The 20,764-nt window shown below is 65.7% G+C and carries 17 protein-coding genes; 11 read left to right on the forward strand and 6 right to left on the reverse strand.

The features are described from left to right. The first annotated feature begins 1 nt into the window (after nt 1). Both PGN37_RS12470 and PGN37_RS12475 read left to right on the forward strand, forming a co-directional pair. Entirely contained in the window at nt 2-1,789 is a 1,788-nt protein-coding gene (locus tag PGN37_RS12470) for an FAD-dependent monooxygenase (protein ID WP_335331341.1), read from the forward strand. Between the two features lie 20 nt (nt 1,790-1,809). Next, entirely contained in the window at nt 1,810-4,143 is a 2,334-nt protein-coding gene (locus PGN37_RS12475; protein ID WP_335331342.1) for a transketolase-like TK C-terminal-containing protein, read from the forward strand. A 53-nt stretch (nt 4,144-4,196) separates the two neighbouring features. Here the strand turns inward: PGN37_RS12475 and PGN37_RS12480 are convergent, their stop codons facing one another. Then, on the reverse strand, nt 4,197-7,109 hold the full coding sequence (locus tag PGN37_RS12480) for an MMPL/RND family transporter (protein ID WP_335331343.1): 2,913 nt from the start codon (nt 7,107-7,109) through the stop codon (nt 4,197-4,199). After that, nucleotides 7,106-7,552, reverse strand: coding sequence for an MmpS family transport accessory protein (locus PGN37_RS12485; protein WP_335331344.1), 447 nt, complete (start codon nt 7,550-7,552; stop codon nt 7,106-7,108). Before PGN37_RS12485 ends, PGN37_RS12480 begins: the two co-directional genes overlap by 4 nt. Nucleotides 7,553-7,747: 195 nt before the next feature. Here PGN37_RS12485 and PGN37_RS12490 point away from each other — a divergent pair, with 195 nt between their 5' ends. Then, on the forward strand, nt 7,748-8,350 hold the full coding sequence (locus PGN37_RS12490; protein WP_335331345.1) for a TetR/AcrR family transcriptional regulator: 603 nt from the start codon (nt 7,748-7,750) through the stop codon (nt 8,348-8,350). On the opposite strand, the gene PGN37_RS12495 is transcribed toward PGN37_RS12490, so the two are convergent. Further along, nucleotides 8,347-10,041: an amidohydrolase gene (locus PGN37_RS12495; protein ID WP_335331346.1), complete on the reverse strand. Its 1,695-nt coding sequence runs from the start codon at nt 10,039-10,041 to the stop codon at nt 8,347-8,349. The genes PGN37_RS12490 and PGN37_RS12495 overlap by 4 nt on opposite strands. Nucleotides 10,042-10,046: 5 nt before the next feature. Then, nucleotides 10,047-11,471 carry an APC family permease gene (locus PGN37_RS12500; protein ID WP_335331347.1) on the reverse strand — a complete coding sequence of 475 codons (1,425 nt, stop codon included), beginning with the start codon at nt 11,469-11,471 and terminating at the stop codon, nt 10,047-10,049. A gap of 80 nt (nt 11,472-11,551) precedes the next feature. On the opposite strand from PGN37_RS12500, the gene PGN37_RS12505 reads away from it, so the two are divergent. Further along, nucleotides 11,552-12,154, forward strand: coding sequence for a TetR/AcrR family transcriptional regulator (locus PGN37_RS12505; RefSeq protein WP_335331348.1), 603 nt, complete (start codon nt 11,552-11,554; stop codon nt 12,152-12,154). Between the two features lie 61 nt (nt 12,155-12,215). Here PGN37_RS12505 and PGN37_RS12510 read toward each other — a convergent pair whose 3' ends face one another. Then, entirely contained in the window at nt 12,216-13,403 is a 1,188-nt protein-coding gene (locus tag PGN37_RS12510; protein ID WP_335331349.1) for an ROK family transcriptional regulator, read from the reverse strand. A gap of 81 nt (nt 13,404-13,484) precedes the next feature. Between PGN37_RS12510 and PGN37_RS12515 the strand changes: the two genes are divergently transcribed. The 7 genes from PGN37_RS12515 (at nt 13,485) to PGN37_RS12545 (ending at nt 20,102) form a co-directional block, all read left to right on the forward strand. Continuing rightward, complete coding sequence (locus PGN37_RS12515; protein ID WP_335331350.1) at nt 13,485-14,447, forward strand: sugar phosphate isomerase/epimerase family protein; 963 nt, start codon at nt 13,485-13,487, stop codon at nt 14,445-14,447. Nucleotides 14,448-14,463: 16 nt separating this feature from the next. Then, a complete protein-coding gene (locus PGN37_RS12520; protein ID WP_335331351.1) occupies nt 14,464-15,618 on the forward strand; it encodes an ABC transporter substrate-binding protein in 1,155 nt (384 codons plus the stop codon). A 10-nt stretch (nt 15,619-15,628) separates the two neighbouring features. Next, the gene (locus PGN37_RS12525; RefSeq protein WP_335331352.1) at nt 15,629-16,705 is read left to right on the forward strand and encodes an ABC transporter ATP-binding protein; all 1,077 of its coding nucleotides are present in this window, start codon (nt 15,629-15,631) and stop codon (nt 16,703-16,705) included. 3 nt (nt 16,706-16,708) lie between these two features. Then, entirely contained in the window at nt 16,709-17,635 is a 927-nt protein-coding gene (locus PGN37_RS12530; RefSeq protein ID WP_335331353.1) for an ABC transporter permease, read from the forward strand. After that, a complete protein-coding gene (locus tag PGN37_RS12535; protein ID WP_335331354.1) occupies nt 17,632-18,420 on the forward strand; it encodes an ABC transporter permease in 789 nt (262 codons plus the stop codon). The genes PGN37_RS12530 and PGN37_RS12535 overlap by 4 nt, the downstream gene beginning before the upstream one ends. Further along, nucleotides 18,417-19,466, forward strand: coding sequence for a Gfo/Idh/MocA family protein (locus PGN37_RS12540; protein ID WP_335331355.1), 1,050 nt, complete (start codon nt 18,417-18,419; stop codon nt 19,464-19,466). The genes PGN37_RS12535 and PGN37_RS12540 overlap by 4 nt, the downstream gene beginning before the upstream one ends. Before the next feature lie 372 nt (nt 19,467-19,838). Next, on the forward strand, nt 19,839-20,102 hold the full coding sequence (locus tag PGN37_RS12545; RefSeq protein ID WP_442932916.1) for a hypothetical protein: 264 nt from the start codon (nt 19,839-19,841) through the stop codon (nt 20,100-20,102). An 11-nt stretch (nt 20,103-20,113) separates the two neighbouring features. On the opposite strand, the gene PGN37_RS12550 is transcribed toward PGN37_RS12545, so the two are convergent. Continuing rightward, nucleotides 20,114-20,716, reverse strand: coding sequence for a TetR/AcrR family transcriptional regulator (locus PGN37_RS12550; RefSeq protein ID WP_335331356.1), 603 nt, complete (start codon nt 20,714-20,716; stop codon nt 20,114-20,116). Nucleotides 20,717-20,764 lie beyond the last annotated feature (48 nt).

Below are 20,764 nucleotides of genomic sequence, written 5' to 3' on the forward strand. Positions count from 1 at the left end.
CATGGTCAATGACTCGATCGTCATTGTCGGTGCCGGTGCTGCCGGATCGACCATGGCGCTGCTGCTCGCGCGCTACGGCATTCCCAGCACTCTCGTCGAAGAGCGGCGAGACCCGCGCCTGCATCCGGCAGCGCACGTCATCAACGCCCGAACGCTGGAGATCTGGCATCAGGCTTCCCCCGACCTGGGCGGCGCGCTGGACGACATCACACCGCCGATCGACACCGTCAACATCATCCGCTGGTGCACCGACGTCCGCTCCGATCCGATCGGCGAGATCGACCTGCTGTCCCAGCCGGCCCGGCTCGCGGAGGTCCGCACACACAGTCGTCATCTCATCTCCCACATCGGTCAGCATCTGCTCATGCCGACGCTGTGGAACGCAGTGGAGAGCGAACCCCTGGTCGATTTCCGCCGTGGCTGTCACGCCGAGATCCTCGGCAGCAGAGTCGTTCTACGGTCCGGAGAACGTGATCGCGAGGTCGTCGCGCCTTGCTTCGTCGTCGCCGCCGATGGGGCGAACAGTGCTCTGCGGGACAAGGCCGGAATCAGCATGAGCGGCCCTGTCCTGGCCAACATGGGCAGCGTCTTCTTCCATGCGCCCAGGCTGTACCCGGACGGTGCAAGTCGACCGCTCCTCAGTTGGATCTACCACCCGCGCTTCAGCGGCGTGATGATCGCTCACGCCGACGACGACTATGTGCTGATGACGCCGTATCTGCATGCGGCACAGTCGATCGCGCGTAACAGTCGACGGTACTGGGACTCAATCCTGCCCGACGTGATCGGGTCCGCCGGTTACCGAATCCGCTCGACCGGCACCTGGACCATGACCCAGCAGATCGCAGGCCGGTTCCGCCAGGGTCCGCTGCTGCTCATCGGCGATGCCGCGCATCGGTTTCCCCACACCGGGGGGTTCGGCCTCAACAGCGGGGTGCAGGACGCCCACAACCTTGCGTGGAAGCTCGCAGCGGTGCTGCGCGACGGCGCAACGGAATCCCTGTTGGACACCTACGAAGCCGAGCGGCGGCCGGTCATCGAGCGGTTCGCCGAGCAGAGCGCCCGCAACCACTTCGCCCTCGACCACGTCACCGCGCCACTGGGCATCACGAACCGATCGCTGCACCGGGCCACCGAGCTCTTCGGCTCGCTGCCGCTGAACTGGCTTCCCGACGGGATGATCGCGCGCGTCGCGGATGCGCTGACCACCGCCCAGACATCGCGCACCCGGCGCCTGCTGCGGCAGAGCGCGCACAGTCGGCGGCTGAGGCTGCAGATGGCCGAGGCCATTCCGGGGCAGGAGGAACATTTCGTCGCCAGCGGCCTGGAGTTCGGCTACGCGCACCACAGTGCGCTGATCGACGAATCCGAAGGTCCCTGCCCCGCGGGCGACGTCGCGCTCTATCGCCCGACCACCCACCCAGGCGCCCGCCTCCCGCATGCGACCTTCACGTCACCCGACGGTGTCGAGACGTCGACCCACGATGCTGTCCGCCGCCGGGGACTCACCTTGTTCACCGCCGATCCGCGGCCATGGACCGAAGCCCTATCGGAGCATCCCGTCTCGGTGCCGCTGGCAATCGTCGCAGTGAGCCGAGCAGACGGCGCTGTGGTGGACTTGCTTCAAGTGGGTGAACAGGGTGCGGTCGTGGTGAGACCGGACGGCCACGTGGTGTGGCGGACCCGCACCGGTCCGGCGTCGATCGACCGCCTCGTGAAATTCATCGAGAACCGTTGGCGTGATGTCTACGGTTACGACAGCGCGCACCGCGGTGAGCACTCCGCCTAGACCGAAGGACGGCTGACGTCATGACGATCGCCCACTCTCCCGAACCCGTGTCTGGTCCACGCGATGCGGCGACAGTGTCGGATCTCGACACGATCGCATCCCGTGTGCTCTGGCTGTCAACAGCGATGGTGCACCACGCCAACCGGAGACGTCTCAATGCCAGCGGCCTGAAAGTCGGCGGTCATCAGGCGTCGTCGGCATCGATCGCCGGCATCATGACTGCGCTGTACTTCGGACGGCTACGCGCCGGCGACAGGGTCTCGGTCAAACCCCACGCATCTCCGGTACTGCACAGCATCAACTACCTGCTCGGATCTCTGGACGAGCAGTACATGACCAGCCTGCGGGAATTCGGCGGCCTGCAGAGCTACCCCAGTCGGACCAAGGACCCCGATCCGGTCGACTACTCGACGGGATCAGTGGGCATCGGGGCGACGGCACCGATTTGGGCCACCTTCGCGCGCCGCTACGTCGACACCGTGTTCGGTGGCAGTGGGACCGGGCGTCAGTACTCGCTCGTCGGCGACGCGGAACTCGACGAGGGCGCCATCTGGGAAGCCGTGCTGGATCCGGTGGTCCCCGAGCTCGGGGAGATCGTCTGGATCGTCGACATGAACCGGCAGTCGCTGGACCGCGTCGTCCCCCACATCGCCTCCGGGCGGCTGGAGGCAATGTTCGCCGCCGCGGGATGGCAGGTGCTCACCGTGAAGTTCGGCACCGTGCTCGACGGGCTGTTCCGCCGGCCCGGCGGTGACGACCTGCGTCACCGCATCGTGACCATGCCCAACGCCGAATATCAACGGCTGCTTCGCTGTTCGGCAGAGGAGCTGCGCGCCAGGCTGCCCGGCAACGGGCCGGGATCGGCCGGAGTGGCCGCGTTGATCGCCGACCTCGACGACGCCACCCTGGTCCGGGCAATCGCCAATCTCGGTGGGCACGATCTCACGACCCTGCTTGACGCCTACGACCGAATCGACGACACCCGACCCACTGTCATCTTGGCCTACACCATCAAGGGGTACGGGTTGCCCACCCAAGGGCACCCACAGAACCATTCGTCGCTGTTGACCGACGACCAATTCGCCGACCTGGCAGCCACTCTCGGTGAGGACGCCGGTCAACCCTTCCACCGGTTCGACCCCGTGTCGTCCCCCGGCAGACTCTGCCGTCAGGTCGCCGAACGGCTGCACCGAGACGCCATTCAGCCCGTCGCACCCCCGCGGGTCCCGACCGACATCGGGCGCAACCCACCCGCGGTGTCCACCACCCAGAGCGCACTCGGACGCACCTTGCTCGACCTGACACGGGAAGCGCCCGAGGTGGCCCGGCGCATCGTCACCGTGAGCCCAGACGTCAGCTCCAGCACCAACCTGGCCGGGTGGCTCAACAAGGTGGGCGTGTGGTCGCCGTCGGAACGGCCCGACTGGTTCGCCGACGACTCGGACACGATCATGCATTGGCGGGAACGCCCGACCGGGCAGCACATGGAACTCGGGATCGCCGAGGTCAACCTCGTCGGCCTGCTCGGCGAACTCGGCGCCACCTGGAGTCGCTGGGGGCAGCCGCTGCTGCCCATCGGGGTGCTGTACGACCCCTTCGTCGAACGTGCGCTGGAACCGTGGTCCTTCGGTATCTATGCGGGCGGACAATCCGTCCTCGTCGGCACGCCGTCCGGGGTCACGTTGGCCGCCGAAGGCGGTGCGCATCAGTCGATCACCACGCCGTCCATCGGTCTCGAGCAACCCGGCTGCACCAGCTACGAACCGGCGTTCGCTGCCGAGGTCGAGTGGATTCTGCTCGAGTGCCTCAGCCGGCTGGGCAAGCCTGACGGGTCGTCGTCCTACCTGCGACTGTCGACCCGTCCGGTGCGCCAGGATCTGGCCGGCATTCCGACGGATCCGGCGGCACGGGAACGACGACGCCGGCACGTCCTCGCCGGCGCATACACCCTGCGGCCGGCCATCGCGCCCGCGGTGTCCATCGTGGCAATGGGCGCGCTGGCCACCGAGGCACTCGCAGCGGCGGACCGGCTCGCCGGCGCGGATGTCGAGGCCGAGGTCATCTGCGTGACGAGCCCCGACCTGCTGTACCGCGCGATCCGTGCCCGCGACGGCCTCATCGAAGGACCGTCGTGGATTCTCGACCAGATCTTCCCGTCCGATCGAGCCGCGCCCATGGTCACCGTGCTCGACGGGCATCCCCACACCCTGGCGTTCCTTGCGACGATCAATCGTGTGCGTTGTAAGTCGTTGGGAGTGAGCGTCTTCGGTCAGGTCGGTGACCTGGAGTCGGTGTATCGCCTGCACGGCATCGACACCGACAGCATCGTCGGTGCCGCCTTGGACGTGCGCTGACCCAGAGGAGTTAAGGCGCCTCGTCGTAGGTGGCGGTGTGGCCCCGGAGCCCGTCAGCTCTCGGCGGTCGCCGTCGGGGTGTCTCGCTTGCGCTCGTCGAGGTGCAACAACTCCCTTACCGCGGTGCGGGTTCCGTACGGGCGGAACATTCGGCTGGCGGGGCTGGGCCGCACGTTCAACGGCCACCAGAACCAGCGGCCCAGTAGCGCCGCGATGGCCGGTGTCATGAACGAGCGCACGACCAGGGTGTCGAAGAGCAGACCGAGCCCAATCGTGGTGCCGATCTGACCGAGCACCACCAAGTCGCTGAAGATGAACGACGACATCGTTGCCGCGAAGACCAGTCCGGCTGCGGTGACGACGCGGCCGGTACCGGCCATCGCTCGGATGATGCCGGTGCGCAGACCAGCGTGCATCTCCTCCTCGAACCGCGAGATCAGCAGCAAGTTGTAGTCCGCACCGACCGCGAGCAGCAAGATGATCGCCAACGGAACGACGATCCAGAACAGGTGAATGCCGAAGATGTACTGCCACAACAAGACTGACAGACCAACCGATGCGCCGAGGGATAGTGCCACGGTACCGACGATCACGATCGCGGCCACGATGCTGCGGGTGATGAACATCATGACCAGCAAGATCAGCGCCAACGCTGCCAGCGCGGAGATCAGCAGGTCGTAGGTCATCCCTTCCTGGATGTCCTTGTTTGTCGAAGCGAGACCCGCGACGTAGATCTTGGCGTCCGACATCGGGGTGGCCTTCAGGGCATCGAACGCCGCATCCTTGATTGCATCGATGTGCGGAATACCTTCGGGGTCAGCTGGATTGCCCTGATGGGTGACGATCATTCTGGCCGCTTTACCGTCGGGCGACAGGAACAGCTTCAGGCCGCGCTTGAAGTCCGGGTTGTCGAACGCCTCTGGCGGTAGGTAGAACGAGTCGTCGTTCTTGGCGTCGTCGAAGGCCTTCCCCATGGCGGTGGCATTGACCAGCGCCTCCTGGCTCTGGTTGTTGGTTCCACCCGTGGTCGCGTAGTTCGACAACGTCAGCTCGCGGTTGCGTTCCTGGATGGCGATCTGCGGTGGTAGCAGCGCAACCAGTTGGGGCTGGAGCGCATCCAGTTTGTCCAGGCTGGCGGTGATGGCGTTGAATTTGTCAGCCAGCTGCGAGATGCCATCGAGGGAATCGAACACCGAGCGCAGCGCGGCGCACATCGGGATGTCGAAACAGTGCGGCTCCCAGTAGAAGTAGTTGCGCAAGGGCCGGAACTGATCGTCGAAGTTGGCGAGCTTGTCACGCAGATCGGTGACCGTGTTGACGGTGTCGTGGAACGCCTCGGTCTGCTCGTGTGTGACCGCGGCGCTCTGCTGCTGCAGGGCCAGCTGCTGCCTGAGCACGTTGATGGTGTTGTCGATTTCGTTGGCTTGTTTGAGTAGATCCTGCGCACGGTCTTGCTGGTAGCTCAAGTTCATGATCTGGCTGGCACTCGACGCACTGATCTGAAACGGTATGGAGCTGTGCGTGATCGGCGTGCCGAGCGGCCGAGTGATCGACTGGACCAGGGCGATACCCGGCGTGTGCAGGACCGCTTTGGCAACGCGCTCCAGGATGAGCATGTCGGCCGGGTTACGCATGTCGTGATCGGTCTCGATCATCAACAGCTCTGGATTGATGCGCGCTTCGGTGAAATGCCGTTCAGCGGCCTGCATACCGACCACACCGGGCGCACTGTCCGGGATGTAGGGCCGGTTGTCGTAGCTGGTCTGGTAGCCGGGCAGCGCGAGCACGCCGATCAGCGCGATACCCATCGTCACCACCAGGATGGGGCCGGGCCAGCGCACGATGGCAGTGCCGATCCGGTGCCATCCGCGGGCCTGTAGCTTGCGCTTCGGTTCCAGCAATCCGAAACGGCTGGCGATCAACAGAACTGCGGGCCCCATCGTCAACGCCGCCGCCAAGGTGATGAGAACCCCGAGAGCCGCCGGTATGCCCAAGGTCTGGAAGTACGGCAGCCGGGTGAATTGCATACACGCGACAGCGCCGGCGATGGTCAGGCCCGAGCCGAGGATGACGTGCACGGTGCCGCGGTACATGTCGTAGTAGGCCGGCAGTCGTTCGAGCCCTTTGCTGCGCGCCTCCTGGTACCGGCCGACGACGAAGATCGCGTAATCCGTTCCGGCCGCGATGGCTATCAGTGTCAGAAGATTGGTCGAGTACGTGGACAGACCGATGAAACCGGAATGGGCCAGAACTGCGACCACGCCGCGCGCTGCCATCAGTTCGACGGCCACCGTGAGGAGAACGATCAGCATCGTCACCACCGAGCGGTAGACGACCAGCAGCATGATCGCGATCACGAGGAACGTGATGGCCGTGACCTCATGGGTGCCCTCGCTACCGACTTCGAAGTTGTCGGTGACCAAGGGCGATGCGCCGGTGACATAGGCTTTCACACCCGGCGGCGCCGGAGTGTCGGCGACGATCTTGCGGACTGCGTCCACCGACTCGTTGGACGCCGCCTCGCCCTGGTTTCCGTGCAGGTAGAGCTGTACGGTCGCGGCCTTGCCGTCCTTGCTCTGCGATCCACCGGCCGTGAGCGGGTCACCCCAGAAGTCCTGGATGTGCTCCACGTGTTCGGTGTCCGCCGACAGCCGCTTGACCAACCGGTCGTAGAACTCGTGTGCGTCGGCTCCCAACGGCTTGTCGCCCTCGAGCACGATCATCGCTGCGCTGTCGGAGTCGAATTCACCGAAGACCTGGCCGATATGGCGCATCGCCATGATCGACGGTGCGTCCGGCGCGTTGAGACCCACGGAGCGTTCTGCACCGACGACCTCAAGTTGGGGGGCCATCACGTTGGACAGCACCGCGATTGCGACCCAGACCAACACGATGGGGAGTGCGAGCCGGCGGATCAGCCGGGCCATCCGTGACCCCTCGGCGGTCTCCGCGCTGTGGTTGCTCATGCGGTCTTGTCCAGGCAGGAGATGTACCCGTTCACGTTGTTCGTGGACCTTTCGTCCTTGACTATCCCGTTGACCGTGATGCGGCATCCGATGGTCGCCCCGTCGCCTTGAGCGCGCAGGTCGGCATACAGCGTCGGGTCGTCGGTGGTCAGCGTCTGCGTCCACGGCAGCGGAACATCGTCGACGCGCTGCGGTTGGGCGTGGATGTCGAGGTAATTGATCGTGGCCACCGATCCCGGGGACCCGAAGACCTCGAAGATCACCTGCTTGGGGTTGAACCCCGTGTTCTCCAACGCGTCCGATCCCGGCCGGGACACCTCGTTGTCGGATCCGAAGATGCCGTGCAACCGGACCACGGTGAACGCGACCAACGCGACGACTACGACGGCGACGATGACCGTCCACCACCGCCGCGCGAACCGGCCAACCGAAATCCCACTCACTGGTGCGCCTTTCGCATCCGGCCGACATAGCCGGCACCGGCCGTGTCCGTCGATCATCCCGTGGACCGTACGAGAACGGTACGGTACCGTTCAACGCGTCGCAACCGCTTGACGCGCGCACGAATGACTGCTCTCCCCGCTGCGAACGTCGCCGGTCGCGGATGCATTCCGATCGCGCGACCTAAGGTGAAAAATGTGAACACCGAGTCCACGGCTGACACCGCGCAGTGTCCATGGACGACGCGTGAAGCTGAACTGCTCGCCGTCACGCTGCAGCAGTTACAACAGCACGGGTACGACCGGTTGACCGTCGAGGCCGTCGCGGCAGAAGCACGGGCCAGCAAGGCGACCATGTACCGGCGCTGGCCCTCGAAGGCCGAGTTGGTGCTGGCCGCATTCATCGAGGGCACCCGCAGTTCGTCGGTGCCGCCGCACACGGGCTCGCTGCGCACCGATCTGCTCGAGATCGGGCGCGCGGTGTGCGAGCATTCCCGCGAGCACACCGCCACCATGCGGGCGGTGCTAAACGAGATGTCGCACAACCCGCGGCTCAGCCAGGCGTTTCAGGAAAAGTTCGTCATACAGCGCAAATTGATCATCGACGGCGTGCTCGCCGCCGCGGTGGAACGCGGCGACATCGACGCATCGGCGATCAACGAGGAGATCTTCGATCTGCTGCCCGGATACCTCGTGTTCCGAGCGTTGGTCGCCGACCGACCGCCAACCGAGGACACCGTCCGTACCCTCGTGGACACGGTGCTGCTGCCCAGCTTGACCAGAAAGGTCACCGAGTTCTAGTGGCAGTGCACGTGCTCGACGGCCGTGCCAGCAGTCACCGGATCGACCGCGAGATCCGAGCCCACGCGATCGGTCAGCGTTCCGGTCGAGTGCGCGACCGTTCCGTCGACCATCGTCAGCTCGGCGCGCTGGTGCAGTAGCCCCTCCGGCGAGTTCTGGTGGTCGTACAGGTCGCCGGACCACACCACGAGATCGGCGAACAGCCCGGTTCGGATGCGGCCCCGGTCGTGTTCCGCGTGCCAGGCGCGCGCACCGTGGACGGTGTAGGCCTCCAAGCCGCGATCCAGGCCGACCCGTTCGTCGACGGTCCACGGGTCGGAGCCGTCCAGCCCGGCTCGTGTCGCCGCCGAGTACAGGCCGACGAGGGGATCCATCTCCCCCACCTGCCAGTCGCTCGAGAATGCCACCGTCGCACCGGATTCCAACAGGCTGCGGAAACGCCACGCGCGATCCCACCGCTCCTCGCCGACGTTCTCCATCCAGGTGCCCGCGACCAGATCTGGCGAGCAGTGTCGTGGTTGCATCGCCGCGGTCACACCCAGTTCCGCGAACCTCGGCAGGTCGTCGGGGTGCAAGCACTCGACGTGCACGATCCCGTGCCTGCGGTCGCGCGTCCCGTTCACCCGAGCGGCGTCCTCGATTGCGTCGAGGGTCAGGCGGATTCCCGCGTCTCCCGTCGCGTGGGTGTGGGTCTGGAATCCCATCCTGTCGAGTTCGCCGATCACGGCGACGAGTTCGCGTCCCGGATAACTCGGCCTGCCACGCTGACCCGGCCGGTTGGCGTAATCCTCCAGCATCAGCGCGGTGTGCGGTTCGATGACGTCGTCGGCGTACAGCTTGACCGGACCCAGTCGCAGCATCGGATGGTCCGCCGCCGAATCGACTGCGTCACGCAACCGCCGCCGGAAGCCACCGTCGGCGCCGACGGGATGGAACAGCGCCGCGATCACCCGCGACGTCAACACCCCCTCGGCCAAAGCACGCTCGAACAACGGCAATTCAGCCAACGGCACCTGTGGTTCCACGACCGTCGTGATGCCCAGCGCCGTCGCCATCCGCATACTCGACTGCAGCTTTCGGTAACGACGGTCGGGCGAGTACATCGGGACGTCGGCTTGCAGCGCCGCAAGGCCGGCCTCGGTCATGGCGCTCGTGTAGAAGTCGGTCACCCACCCGGTGGGATCTCCGGTGACTTCGTCGCGTTCGGGCCGCCCCCACGGCACGTCGGCGCCGTCTGCGATGCCCAGTACCGCCAGCGCTGCGCGGTTGAGCCATACCGAGTGCTGGTCGTAGGTCGTGATGAACAGCGGCTTGTCGGTGAGCCCGTCGAGGTCGCGAGCGTTGGGTCGACGTCCCTCGACCACCGAGTAGACGGCGTTCTCGGCGCAAATCCATGTCAGATCACTTCGCCTGCTGCTGAATTCGGAGATGCGTCGACGGACCTCGTTGAGGTCGTGTGCACCCTCGAGCGATACGGCGTCCTCGTCGAATCCGAGCAGCAGGTGGTTGTGACTGTCGACGATGCCCGGCGTCACCAGCCGGCCACCCGCGTCGATCACCTGCTCGGCGTCGGGAGCGGAGGCGACCGGACCGACGAAGGCGATGCGGCCGTCACGGACGCCGACGGCCTCGGCCCACGGCAGCGCGTCGTCGAACGTGCGGACCCGCGCGTTGGTGATGAGAGTGTCCATCTGCGTCAGCCCTCCTCGTCGCGCACGTCGAGCAACAGCAGGTGAGTGCCCGCCCGCGAGCGCAGATAGCAGAAGTAATAGGCGAAGCCGGCCGCGACGATGCCGACCGCGATGCCCAGGCTCAGCCACTGGTTCGGGTCCAGCACGCCGACCACGAAGATCGCCGCGATCGCGAGCAGCGCGGCCACCGGTGGTAGCGGCCACAGTGGCATACGGTAGCCGTCATCGGGAGACGCGTTGCGCCGCATCATGATTGCCGCGAGTGCTATGAACCCATAGCTGAAGGCCAGCGTCGATCCGGTGGCATTGAGCAGTACGTCCAGCGGCATCAGGCAGCCGACCGTCGCAAGAACGCCCATCACGATCGTCGCGACCCACGGCATCTGCGTCGACGCAGACACGCGGGTCAGCGGAGCGGCGAGCGAGGCGGGCAGGGCCTGGTCGCGTGCCGCGGCGAACAGCAGACGGCCGGATTGCAGTGCGATCGCGATGATCGCGTTGACGATCGCGAGCGCGATCGACACCAGCACGAACACCGTCACGGCGTGTCCGGCGCGCTCCTCGAGGAACGCCTCGACCGGCAGGTCCGATCCGAACAGGTCGGTCAGTGAACCCGTGCCGAGAAGGATTGCGGCGAGCGGAACGATCTCCGCTGCGATCGTGATCGCGGCGCTCCACAGCACCGCGCGGGCGACGGCGCGCCTGGCGTTCTTCGTCTCCTCGGCGAAGTACACCGCTCCGCCGTAGCCGTTGTAGGAGAAGATCCCCTGCGTGACGGCGATGACGAGGCCGGCGATTCCCAGCGGCGCCAGGCCGCCCGTCGCGGCGTCGAACGCCTGCGGATCGAGCAGGGCACTGACCGGCCGCTCGACGTGCACGAACCCGAGGACGGCCAGCAGCGCGAGTGCCGCCATCTCCACGAACAGGAACGCGCCGGTCACCCACGCGTTGGCGCGGATGTTCAGGCACGCCGTCGCCGTGGCCAGCACCGTCACGACGACCGCCGTCCACAGCGGGTCCAGGCCTCCGATCGCGACACCCAGGTAGTCGGCGACACCCAGCGCGAAGATCGCCACGATCAGCGGCAGCGTGACCAGTCCGACGAAGAACACCGCGACACCCGTTGCGGGGCCGAGGGTTCGGCTGACCAGCGAGTAGTCGCCGCCCGCAACGGGATGGCGGGATGCGAGCTCGGCGTAGCAGAGCGCGATCAGCACGCTGATCACACCGGCGATCGCGAAGCCCCAGAACACTCCCGTGCCGTAGGCGGCCAGCGCGGCCCCACCGAGGACGAAGACGCTGGAGGCGGGCGAGATGCCCGACAGCGTGATCAGGACGTTGCCGCCCACGCCGAGCGAACGCGAGAGCACGCCGTCGTAGGTCGCGGGCGGCTGGCCGGTGACGCCGGGGGGCGTCGTCGATCGGGTCATGTCGGGTCCAGACGTCGGGGAGGAATTCTTTGACAGTAACGTCGAAGAATGTGGCATGTGACCTCGATTACTGTCAACCCATGGCTCGACCGCGTAATCAGGGCGCCCGCCGACAGGCCCTCATCGAGGCCACCTACAGCGCCGGACACAAGCGCGGCCTGCGTTCGCTGTCCCTCACCGATGTCGCCGAGCAGGCCGGACTGAGCCGCGGCACCGTCCTCTACTACTACGACGACCTCGACGCACTGCTCGTGGAGGCGCATTCCGCCGGCGTGGAACGGTTCTGCAACGAGCGCGATCGCCTGGTCGGCGAGACGGCGGATGCTCGCAGGCAGCTCGGAATCGCGATCCGGGCGGGCCTACCCAGCGGACCCGACGACGCGCTGATGCGCCTGCTGTACGAATTCGACTTTCTCGCAGGCAACTCCGCTCTGCACGACGAACTCGTGCAGAAAATGTACCTCCGCCAGACCGCCACCTACCGCGGCATCGTGGCCGCGGGCAGGCACAGCGGCGTGTTCACGCCGAACCTCGACGACGATCAGCTCGCGATGACGTTCGTCGCGCTCGAAGACGCCTACGGCCTGCACGTCGTCGCGGGCAACGCGCTGCTGACGGTGGACAACGCCGCGGCCGCCATGATTGCGGTGGCGTCCGAATTAGGTTGCCCACCAAGCGATTAGACGGCGGTCTGCGGACTGTCGCGATCGCCCGCCATCCAAAGCTCGTCACTCAATCAGGGCATCAGCCCGCCACCATCGCATGACACGCATACTCCGCGGCGCCCACGGCCCCGTCCTCCCGCCCCGTCTGGCATATCCCGATCACGAGCCCCTTGGTGGCTGCCGGCCGCGCATGCTCGTACACCTGCTGCCGCACCGCCGACAGGACCACGTTCTCCGCGCCCCGGATACCTGTCGAGACGAAGACCGCCGCGGGGTTGAGGATCGTCACCAACCCGGCGATCGCATAACCCACGTCTTTTCCCGCAGAGCGCAATAACGCCGTCGCAGAGGGATCTTCCAACAGCGCTGCCTGCCCGATCGTCTGCATCGACAGCGGGCCCGCAGCACGCAACTCCGCCAGGGCCGGCGAAGCCCCCGACGACGCCAGCGCTTCTGCCTCCCTCACCAACGCCGGCGCTGACACCGACGCCTCCAGGCATCCCGTGTTACCGCACGCGCACACCGCGTCGCTCGCCGGGTCGACGCACACGTGCCCGATGTCCCCCGCGTACCCGTCGCTACCCCGCACCAGCGCGCCGTTCACCACCAGCCCGCAGCCCACGCCGCTGGAGATCTTGACCACCGCATAGTTGCGCAACCCCGACGCCGGCCCACCCCTAGCCCTCTCGGACACCGCCAGTACATTGACGTCGTTCTCCACGTAGACCGGAACACCGAATCGGCCCGAGAAATAACCCCCGATCGACACCCCCGCCCACGCCGGCATGGTCGGAGGAGGCTCTGAGACCTGACCCGCGTTGTCGATGTCGGCCGCAATCGACACCCCGATCAACCGCACCGTGGTCCGCGCGCTGGTCAACTCTTCCTTCAGCGCCACAGCGATCGCTGTCAAGGACGGCCCAGGATCCGAGGGTGCCGAACACTCCACCACGCGTCGCGTCACAACCGTCCCGTCGAGCTGCATCAGTACCAGAGACACCCCACCCGCGTCGATGTCCACCCCGGCCGCCACACCGAACGAGCCGTCCCCCAGAACCAACCGCGTCGCCCGCCGGCCACCCGTCGAGGCCATCGACTCTTCCTCACGCACAACTTTTTTCGTGATCAGCGATCCCACTTCCGGCGACAACCGCGACCGCGACACGTCCAGCCGTTCCGTCAGATCCGCCCGCGACAAAGACCCTCGGGTCAACAGCTCCCCCACGACCCGACGTTGCAGTGACGTCAGCCGCACCGGTTCCGTCATGAAAAGACGCAAGTTGTTCTAGACACGGACAGAAGGGTCTCATAGCGTCGAGAACGTCAGCAAGACCCAACGTTCTAAGGGATGGCAATGAGGCTCGGCTTCTACACCGACTACAGCGGCGACATCGCAAAGTTCGCCCAGGACACCGGTTTCACGTCGATGGAGCTGTCCGCGTGGCCCCAGTCGTCACTCAATGCCGACGAGGTCACCGATGAACGGCTCAAAGAGATTCGAGCCGACCTCGATAACCGAGGCATCGAGATCTCTGCGCTGGGCTATTACCCCAACTACCTCGCCGCCGACGAAGCCGAAGCCACTGAGTACAAGCGCTACTTCCGTAAGGTGATGCAGCTCGCCGCTCGCATGGAGGTCCCCGCCGTCTGCACGTTCGCCGGTATGACCCCTGGCCTCAGCGTCGAAGACTGCATGGAACCCTTCACCACCCTGTACACCGAATTCACCAAAGAGGCAGAGGATCTCGGCATCAAGATCGGCATCGAGAACTGCCCGATGCTGCATCACAAGAACCGCACCGGCGAGAACCTCGCCTTCTCCCCCGAGATCTGGCAGGCGATGTTCGAGGCCGTCCCTTCCCCCGCCCTGGGGCTGGAGATCGACCCGTCACACCTGGTGTTCCTCGGCATCGACTACCTCCAGGCGATATACGACTTCGGCGACCGCATCGTGCATTTCCACGCCAAGGACATCGACATCGACGAGCGCAAGCGCGGACGCCTCGGCTTCTACGGCAACGCCTTTGGGCCGATGCAGGGATTCGGGAACGGCTGGTGGCGATTCCGCGCCCCCGGGTGGGGCGTCATTGACTGGCGCCGCGTCATCACCGCCCTGACCGACGTCGGCTACACCGGCAACCTCGACATCGAGCACGAGGACGAGGTGTTCGCCAAGGCTGCGATGTCGAAGATCGACAGCGAGGCCGACATTGTCGAAATGCTCGGAAAAGAGCCCAACGCCCTGGTTTTGGGGTACCGCTATCTGGCGCCGATGATGCCGCTGGACTCTTCAGAACTGCTTCCGCACTAACCCTCAGGAGCCGGTCATGAGTCGCATCAAACACATCCTCGCCGTCACTGCCGTCGGTGTCCTTGCCATGGGGGGAGTTTCGGCCTGCGGCAGCTCCAGTGAGAGCACCTCGTCGTCCGGGACATCCAGCGCCGGCGTCACGGAGAAGCCGGCCACCAAACCCGACCGCCTCGTCATCCGCATCTGGAGCGGCGACCAGGAGAAGGTCTACGCCGACACTGCCGCTGCGAAGTTCACCAAGGACACCGGCATCCCCATCGTCTGGGACACCACAGACGAAGCGGTCAGCTACACCAAGCTCAACCAGGAGATGCAGTCCAACCAGCGTCCCAGCGCCGACGCCTCCTTCAACGCCCAGCAGCGTGCCTACACCAATGCTGCACGCGGATGGACGATTCCGCTCGACCCCGAAGTCGTCCCCAACCTGAAGAAGGTCACCGCTGAGACCGCCGCCCCGCCCGACCACACCGACGGACCGTGGGCGTACCTCAACCCCTACACCTTGACCGTGCCGTTCCTGGTCCGCACCGACAAGATCGATCCGGCGACCGTGAAGACCTGGGATGACCTGTTCAAGCCCGAACTGCGCGGAAGTCTCGCCGTCGACACCATCTACTCGTCGACCGCATTCGGCTTCGCCCAGTCCATGGGGATCGACCCCGCCAACAACCCGCCCGCCGGCATGGATTCCGTCTGGGCCAAGATCTCCGAACTCAAACCCAACCTCGCTCAGCTCGGTTCCAATTCCGACCTCGTGACCGCACTGACCACCGGCTCGGTCAAGATGGCGATCAGCAATTCCGGCACCGGCATCCAGGCGCAGAACGCCGGTGCCCCCGTCGCGCTCGTCGCACCGTCCGAAGGCATCTATGTCGTCGGCGACGCCTACTACATCCACAAGGGGATTCCCGACGAGAATGCCTACTACGCACAGGTTTTCGCCAACTACCTACTGGATCCCGAGGTACAATCGGTCGTCGCCGACAAGCTGGGCCTGATCCCGGTCAACCCGGACGCCACCGTGCCCGCGTACATGGCAGACAACAAGGCCGTTTTTCCACGCAGCGCTGAGGACCTGAAAGCCGTCAAAGCGGTCGTGGCGCCCATCCCGCTGATGGCGAAGAATGACGAGGCATGGCAGAAGGCCTACGACGCCGCGATCGGCCGCTAGGACGTACGTGATGAACTCGACCGCCGCCATCCGGGTGGAGCATGTCGTCAAGACCTACGGGCACATGACCGTGCTCGACGATGTGTCCGTTGAGATCGGCGTCGGCGAGTTCTTCACGCTCCTCGGCCCTTCGGGCTCCGGCAAGTCCACGCTGCTCAGGGTCATCGCCGGCCTGCTCGACGCCGACAGTGGTGACGTCATCATCGATGGCCGCAGCATGACCGGCCGCCCGCCGCACACCCGCGACCTCGGCGTCGTGTTCCAGTCTCTCGCCCTGTTCCCCCACCTGTCCGTCGGGGACAACGTCGCATTCCCGCTGCGGATGCGTCGAGTCGGCCGCAAGGAGATCGCCCGGCGCGTCAACGAGGCACTCGATCTCGTTCAGCTGCCCAACCTGCAGCAGCGCGCCGTCAGCGAACTGTCCGGCGGGCAGAGCCAACGCGTGGCATTGGCGCGCGCGCTCGTCTACGAACCACGCATCCTGCTGCTCGACGAACCGCTCTCCGCGCTCGACCGGCGGCTGCGCGAATCCATGCAGCTCGAACTCACCCGTATCCACCGCGAGCTCGGCGTCACCATCGTCAACGTCACCCACGATCAACGCGAAGCCCTGATGGTCAGCGACCGAATTGCCGTGATGGACGCCGGCCGCGTCGTGCAGTGCGGACAGGGTTCCGAGCTGTATGCCAATCCTGCAACCACATTCGTGGCCGGATTCCTCGGCGACCCGCTTCTCCTCGAGGGCTCCGTTGACAGCGCGGGGACGTTGCGGTGCTCCGCCGATATCCCGGTCACCGTCGTCGTCGGGTCCTCCGTGCCACTCGGCCGTGCTACCGCGGTCATGCGGCCCGAACGCCTCCGCCTCGTTCCCGCGGACGAGCGACACTGCTATGACAACGGGCTCCCGGGCGAGGTGCAGTTCTCCGCGTTCGACGGCCAAGGCACCTTCTATCAGATCCGACTGGACTGTGGACCCACCGCCGCCGTGCACGTACCGGCCAGTCGCAACGGCGCGACCCACGACGTGGGCGACAATGTCGTCGTCGCCTGGAACGCCGACGACGTCCCCATCGTCACGCAGGCCTGACCGATGCACTCCCGCAACGTCTCCGAGAAATGGCACTCCCAGGACACCCCTGCGCTGTTCCGCATCATCGACAGCCTCATCGTCATGCGCACGGCCGTCAGTAAGGCTGTGCCTCCGCGTGCCGGACGCGTCGCCGCACTGATACCCGGACTGATCCTGGCCGGCTCCCTGGTCGCCGGACTCGGCGTGCTGCTATGGAGCAGCATCCACGAATACGACAGCTTTCTCGCCACTGAGGGCGACCTGTCCTTCACGCAGTACCGTGACCTCGTCGCCGACCCCCAGTTCCACACCGTGCTGACGCGATCGGTGGTGATGGCTGTGCTCGTTCCTATGGTGGCGATCGCCATCGCCATCCCGTATGCGTTGACACTGACCCGAATTCGGTTGCGTTGGCTGCGCCTCGCCCTCCTCATCGGAGTGTTCGTGCCGATGCTCACCGGAGACATCACCCGCACCTTCGGACTACTCGTGACCATCGGGCCTGGCGGTCCCGTCGAATGGTTGACCGGCGCATCCCTGGTCGGCGGCCTGTGGGGCATCGGCATCGGTATCGTGCAGATCCTGCTTCCCGCTGCCGTCGTCGTGCTGCTCCCCGCCGTGCTGCGCGTCAACCCTGAACTCGGCGCCGCTGCAGCCACTCTCGGGGCCACACCATTCACCGTCTTTCTACGAATCACGCTGCCGCAGCTACGCGTCGGGATCGTCGCCGCATATGCCGCGTGCTTCGCGCTGACGATGGCCGCGTTCGCCGACCCCGCCATCCTCGGCCGCGGCCTGAGAAATTTCGTGTCGAACTTCCTGCAGGACCGCTACCTCGGGCTCGGCAACCCACCGCAGGGCGCAGCGATCGGCATCTTGCTGCTGCTCATCGTCAGCGTCGGCACCGCGCTGATCCTGTTCCTCGGACGGGCCAGGAGAGGACGGTGAAGCGCATCCGCGTTGCCGCCGTCATCACCGGCCTGGCGCTGATCCCGCTGCTGGCGCCGACGCTGCTGGTACTCATGGCGTCGCTGTCGTCCGGCGAGGTGCTGACTTTCCCGCCGCAAGGCTTCACGACGCACTGGTACACCGACATGTTCAGCGACACCGCAGTGTGGACGGCACTGGGCAACAGCCTTTTCGTCGCCGGCATCAGCGTGGTCATCAACGTCGTCTGCGGCGTCCCGGCCGCGCTGGCGCTACCGAATGTGGGCCGCTACAGCAGAACGCTTTTCACAGTGCTGCTCTCGCTGGGGTTGTCGTCGCCGACGATCGTCACGGCATTCGCCTACTTCGACCTGTACGGCTGGCTCGGAGTGCGCGGCAGCCTGACCGCGGTCGCCGTAGCCGTTGCGGTGACGTGCTTCCCGTTCATGCTGTGGACGGTGCTGGCAGCGATCGAGGACACCGACCCGAACCTGGTGCCCGCCGCGGCCACGCTGGGAGCAGATCCCGTCGAGCAGTTCCTGTTCGTGCGGCTCCCGCTGCTAGCACCCGGCATCGTCACGGGCGCATTGGTGGTGTTCGTGCTGAGCATGACCGACTTCGTCGTCAGCCAGGTGCTGACCAACATCGACAACCAGACGCTGCCGGTGTTCGTGTACTCCGGTCTGCGCGGCGCGATCACGCCCGCCCTCGGTGCGGTATCCGCGTTCTTCATCGCGGTCGTGGCCTTGGCGTTCGCCATCGTGCTGCGCCTGGGCAAGGTGGAAAGGTTTCTGTTCCGGTCATGAAAGCTGGCATCGTCGGAACGGGCTTCATGGCCCGCACCCACGCAGAAGCCCTTGCACGGCTCGGCATATGCGTCGGCGGTGTCGTCGGATCGCGGACCGTCGACTTCGCGCCCACCTACGGAAGCTTCGACGACATGCTGGGCGATGTGGACGTCGTACATGTCTGTTCGCCCAACTACCTTCACTTCGAGCAGGCGCTCGCCGCACTGCGAGCCGGCAAGCATGTCGTCTGCGAGAAGCCGTTGGCCCTGTCGTCGTCGCAGGCGCATCAACTCTGCTCTGCCGCGGACGAATTCGGTCTAATCAACGCTGTCTGCTTCATTTCGCGGTTCTACCCGCTGTGCCAGGAGGCTGCGTCTCGGTTCCTGGGCGAGGTGCGCCTCATCACCGGAAGCTATCTCCAAGATTGGCTGTCGAAAGACACCGACTGGAATTGGCGACTCGACCCCGCTGTGGGGGGACCGCTGCGCGCGGTCGGCGACATCGGTTCGCATTGGCTCGATCTCGTCAGCTACGTGACGGGGCAGCGGATCGAGGCCGTGATGGCAGACCTGACGACGGTAGTGCCCACTCGTCAACGACCGACCGGCGCGGTGGAGACGTTCGCCGCCTCGTCCGGTCCTATTGAGCCGGTGCAGATGTCGACAGAGGACGTGGCAGGAATGCTGCTGCGGTTCGAGGGCGGTGCTCGCGGGGTACTGACGCTGTCGCAGGTGTCGCCGGGCCGCAAGAACTATCTGAGCTTCGAGATCAGCGGCGCCTCGGAATCTCTGGCGTGGAACACCGAGGATCCCGAGCGCCTGTGGATCGGGCATCGGGACGAGCCCAACCAGATACAGCTGCGTTCCATCGGCGACTACCCGGCCGGCCACGCCCAGGGCTACCCGGATGCGTTCAAGGCACTGTTCCGCGCCGTGTACGCCGCCGTCGACGGCGGCCCAGCAGAGGGTTATCCGACATTCGAGGACGGCTTCGAACAGGTCGTGGTCGGCGACGCCATCGCGGAGAGCGCACGCTCCGGACAGTGGGTGTTCGTACAGCGCTGAGGGCCACTGCAGAGCCATGGCCAACAGTCGTCGATCTGCTCGAGTCGGCAGGGCACACGCCGCTGCCCCGAACTACACCGCGGCAGCGCCGCCACGCAGCTATGGGCAGCGTCGTCGAAGTCGCTCACCAACCTCGACGCGCAATCAAAAGTCTCTTCTTGCGTTGAATTTAGATTCCCGGTACGTTGAGACTTCGGAAGTGGTCGGGGCGTTGACGCACGTGCGTGCTCCCGCGGCGCGAGAGATGGGCGGGTTCCGATCGTTGCGCCTCTGCTGTGTCCGCGGCCCTCCCCTGATCACCGTTCGCCGGAAGGAGCGCAGGTGTACATCGACGCAGATCGCCCACTACTGACGCTGGTGGTCACCATGCACGTGGAGCCCGAGGTTGTTGATGATCGGGTTCGGCAAATTGTCGACCAGGCACGACGTTTCGCCTCCCGGCCGGGCTTCGTGTCGTGCTGCGTTCATCGCAGCAGTGACCGCACCAAGATCGTCGAGTACATCCAGTGGGCGAGCATCGCTGACCTTCAGGCTGCGGCCGGCAGCGTCGAGGAGGTCCATCCGCCCGATTTCGCGATCAGCATCGACGTGACGGTGCTCGACGTCGTCGAAGTTGTAGAGCCCGCGCGAGATTGATCCTGCGGCGCTCAGGTGGTCAGGTCACCGTGGATGTAGCGCTGCAGGTTGGGGGCGACAGCGTCGATGACCTCGTCGCGGGCCATGGAGGCGATCGGTTCGACCTTCCATACGTAGCGCATCAGCGCGAGTCCGATGATCTGTGAAGCGATCAGGCCGCTGCGCACGAGGCGTTCGTGATCGTCGGTACCGAGGCTCGACACCCCCATGAGGCTGCGTTCGACGATCAGTCGCAGCTTTTCTCTGGTGCTGGCTTCGTGCGCGGCGGTGAGGACGGTGGCTCGCAGGGTGGGCCCGATCTCCTCGTCGGCCCAGCTGTCCATCATGGTGGCCAGCAGACGCCGACCCAGTTCGTCGGTGGGCGCCTGCCACGACGCCATGACCGCCTCCAGCCACTTCTGCGGCGGCTGGGTGGCCGCGTCGAGGAGGTTTTCCTTGGACCCGAAGTAGTGATAGATCAGCGCGGGATCGACGTCGGCAGCACGGGCTATAGCACGGATTGTCGTTCCTGCCCAGCCGGTTTCGGCGAACGCGAGGCGCGCCGCAGTCAGGATGCGTGCCTGGAGAACCCCGCGTTCGTCGCGAGGGCCCGGGGTCGGCGGATTTTTCACCACGGCGAGCAGTGTAGCGCCACAGTTTCCTATTGCGTTGAAACTAGTTTC

Source organism: Mycobacterium kyogaense, from assembly GCF_036946525.1.
In the GTDB taxonomy this organism is placed as follows: domain Bacteria; phylum Actinomycetota; class Actinomycetes; order Mycobacteriales; family Mycobacteriaceae; genus Mycobacterium; species Mycobacterium kyogaense_A.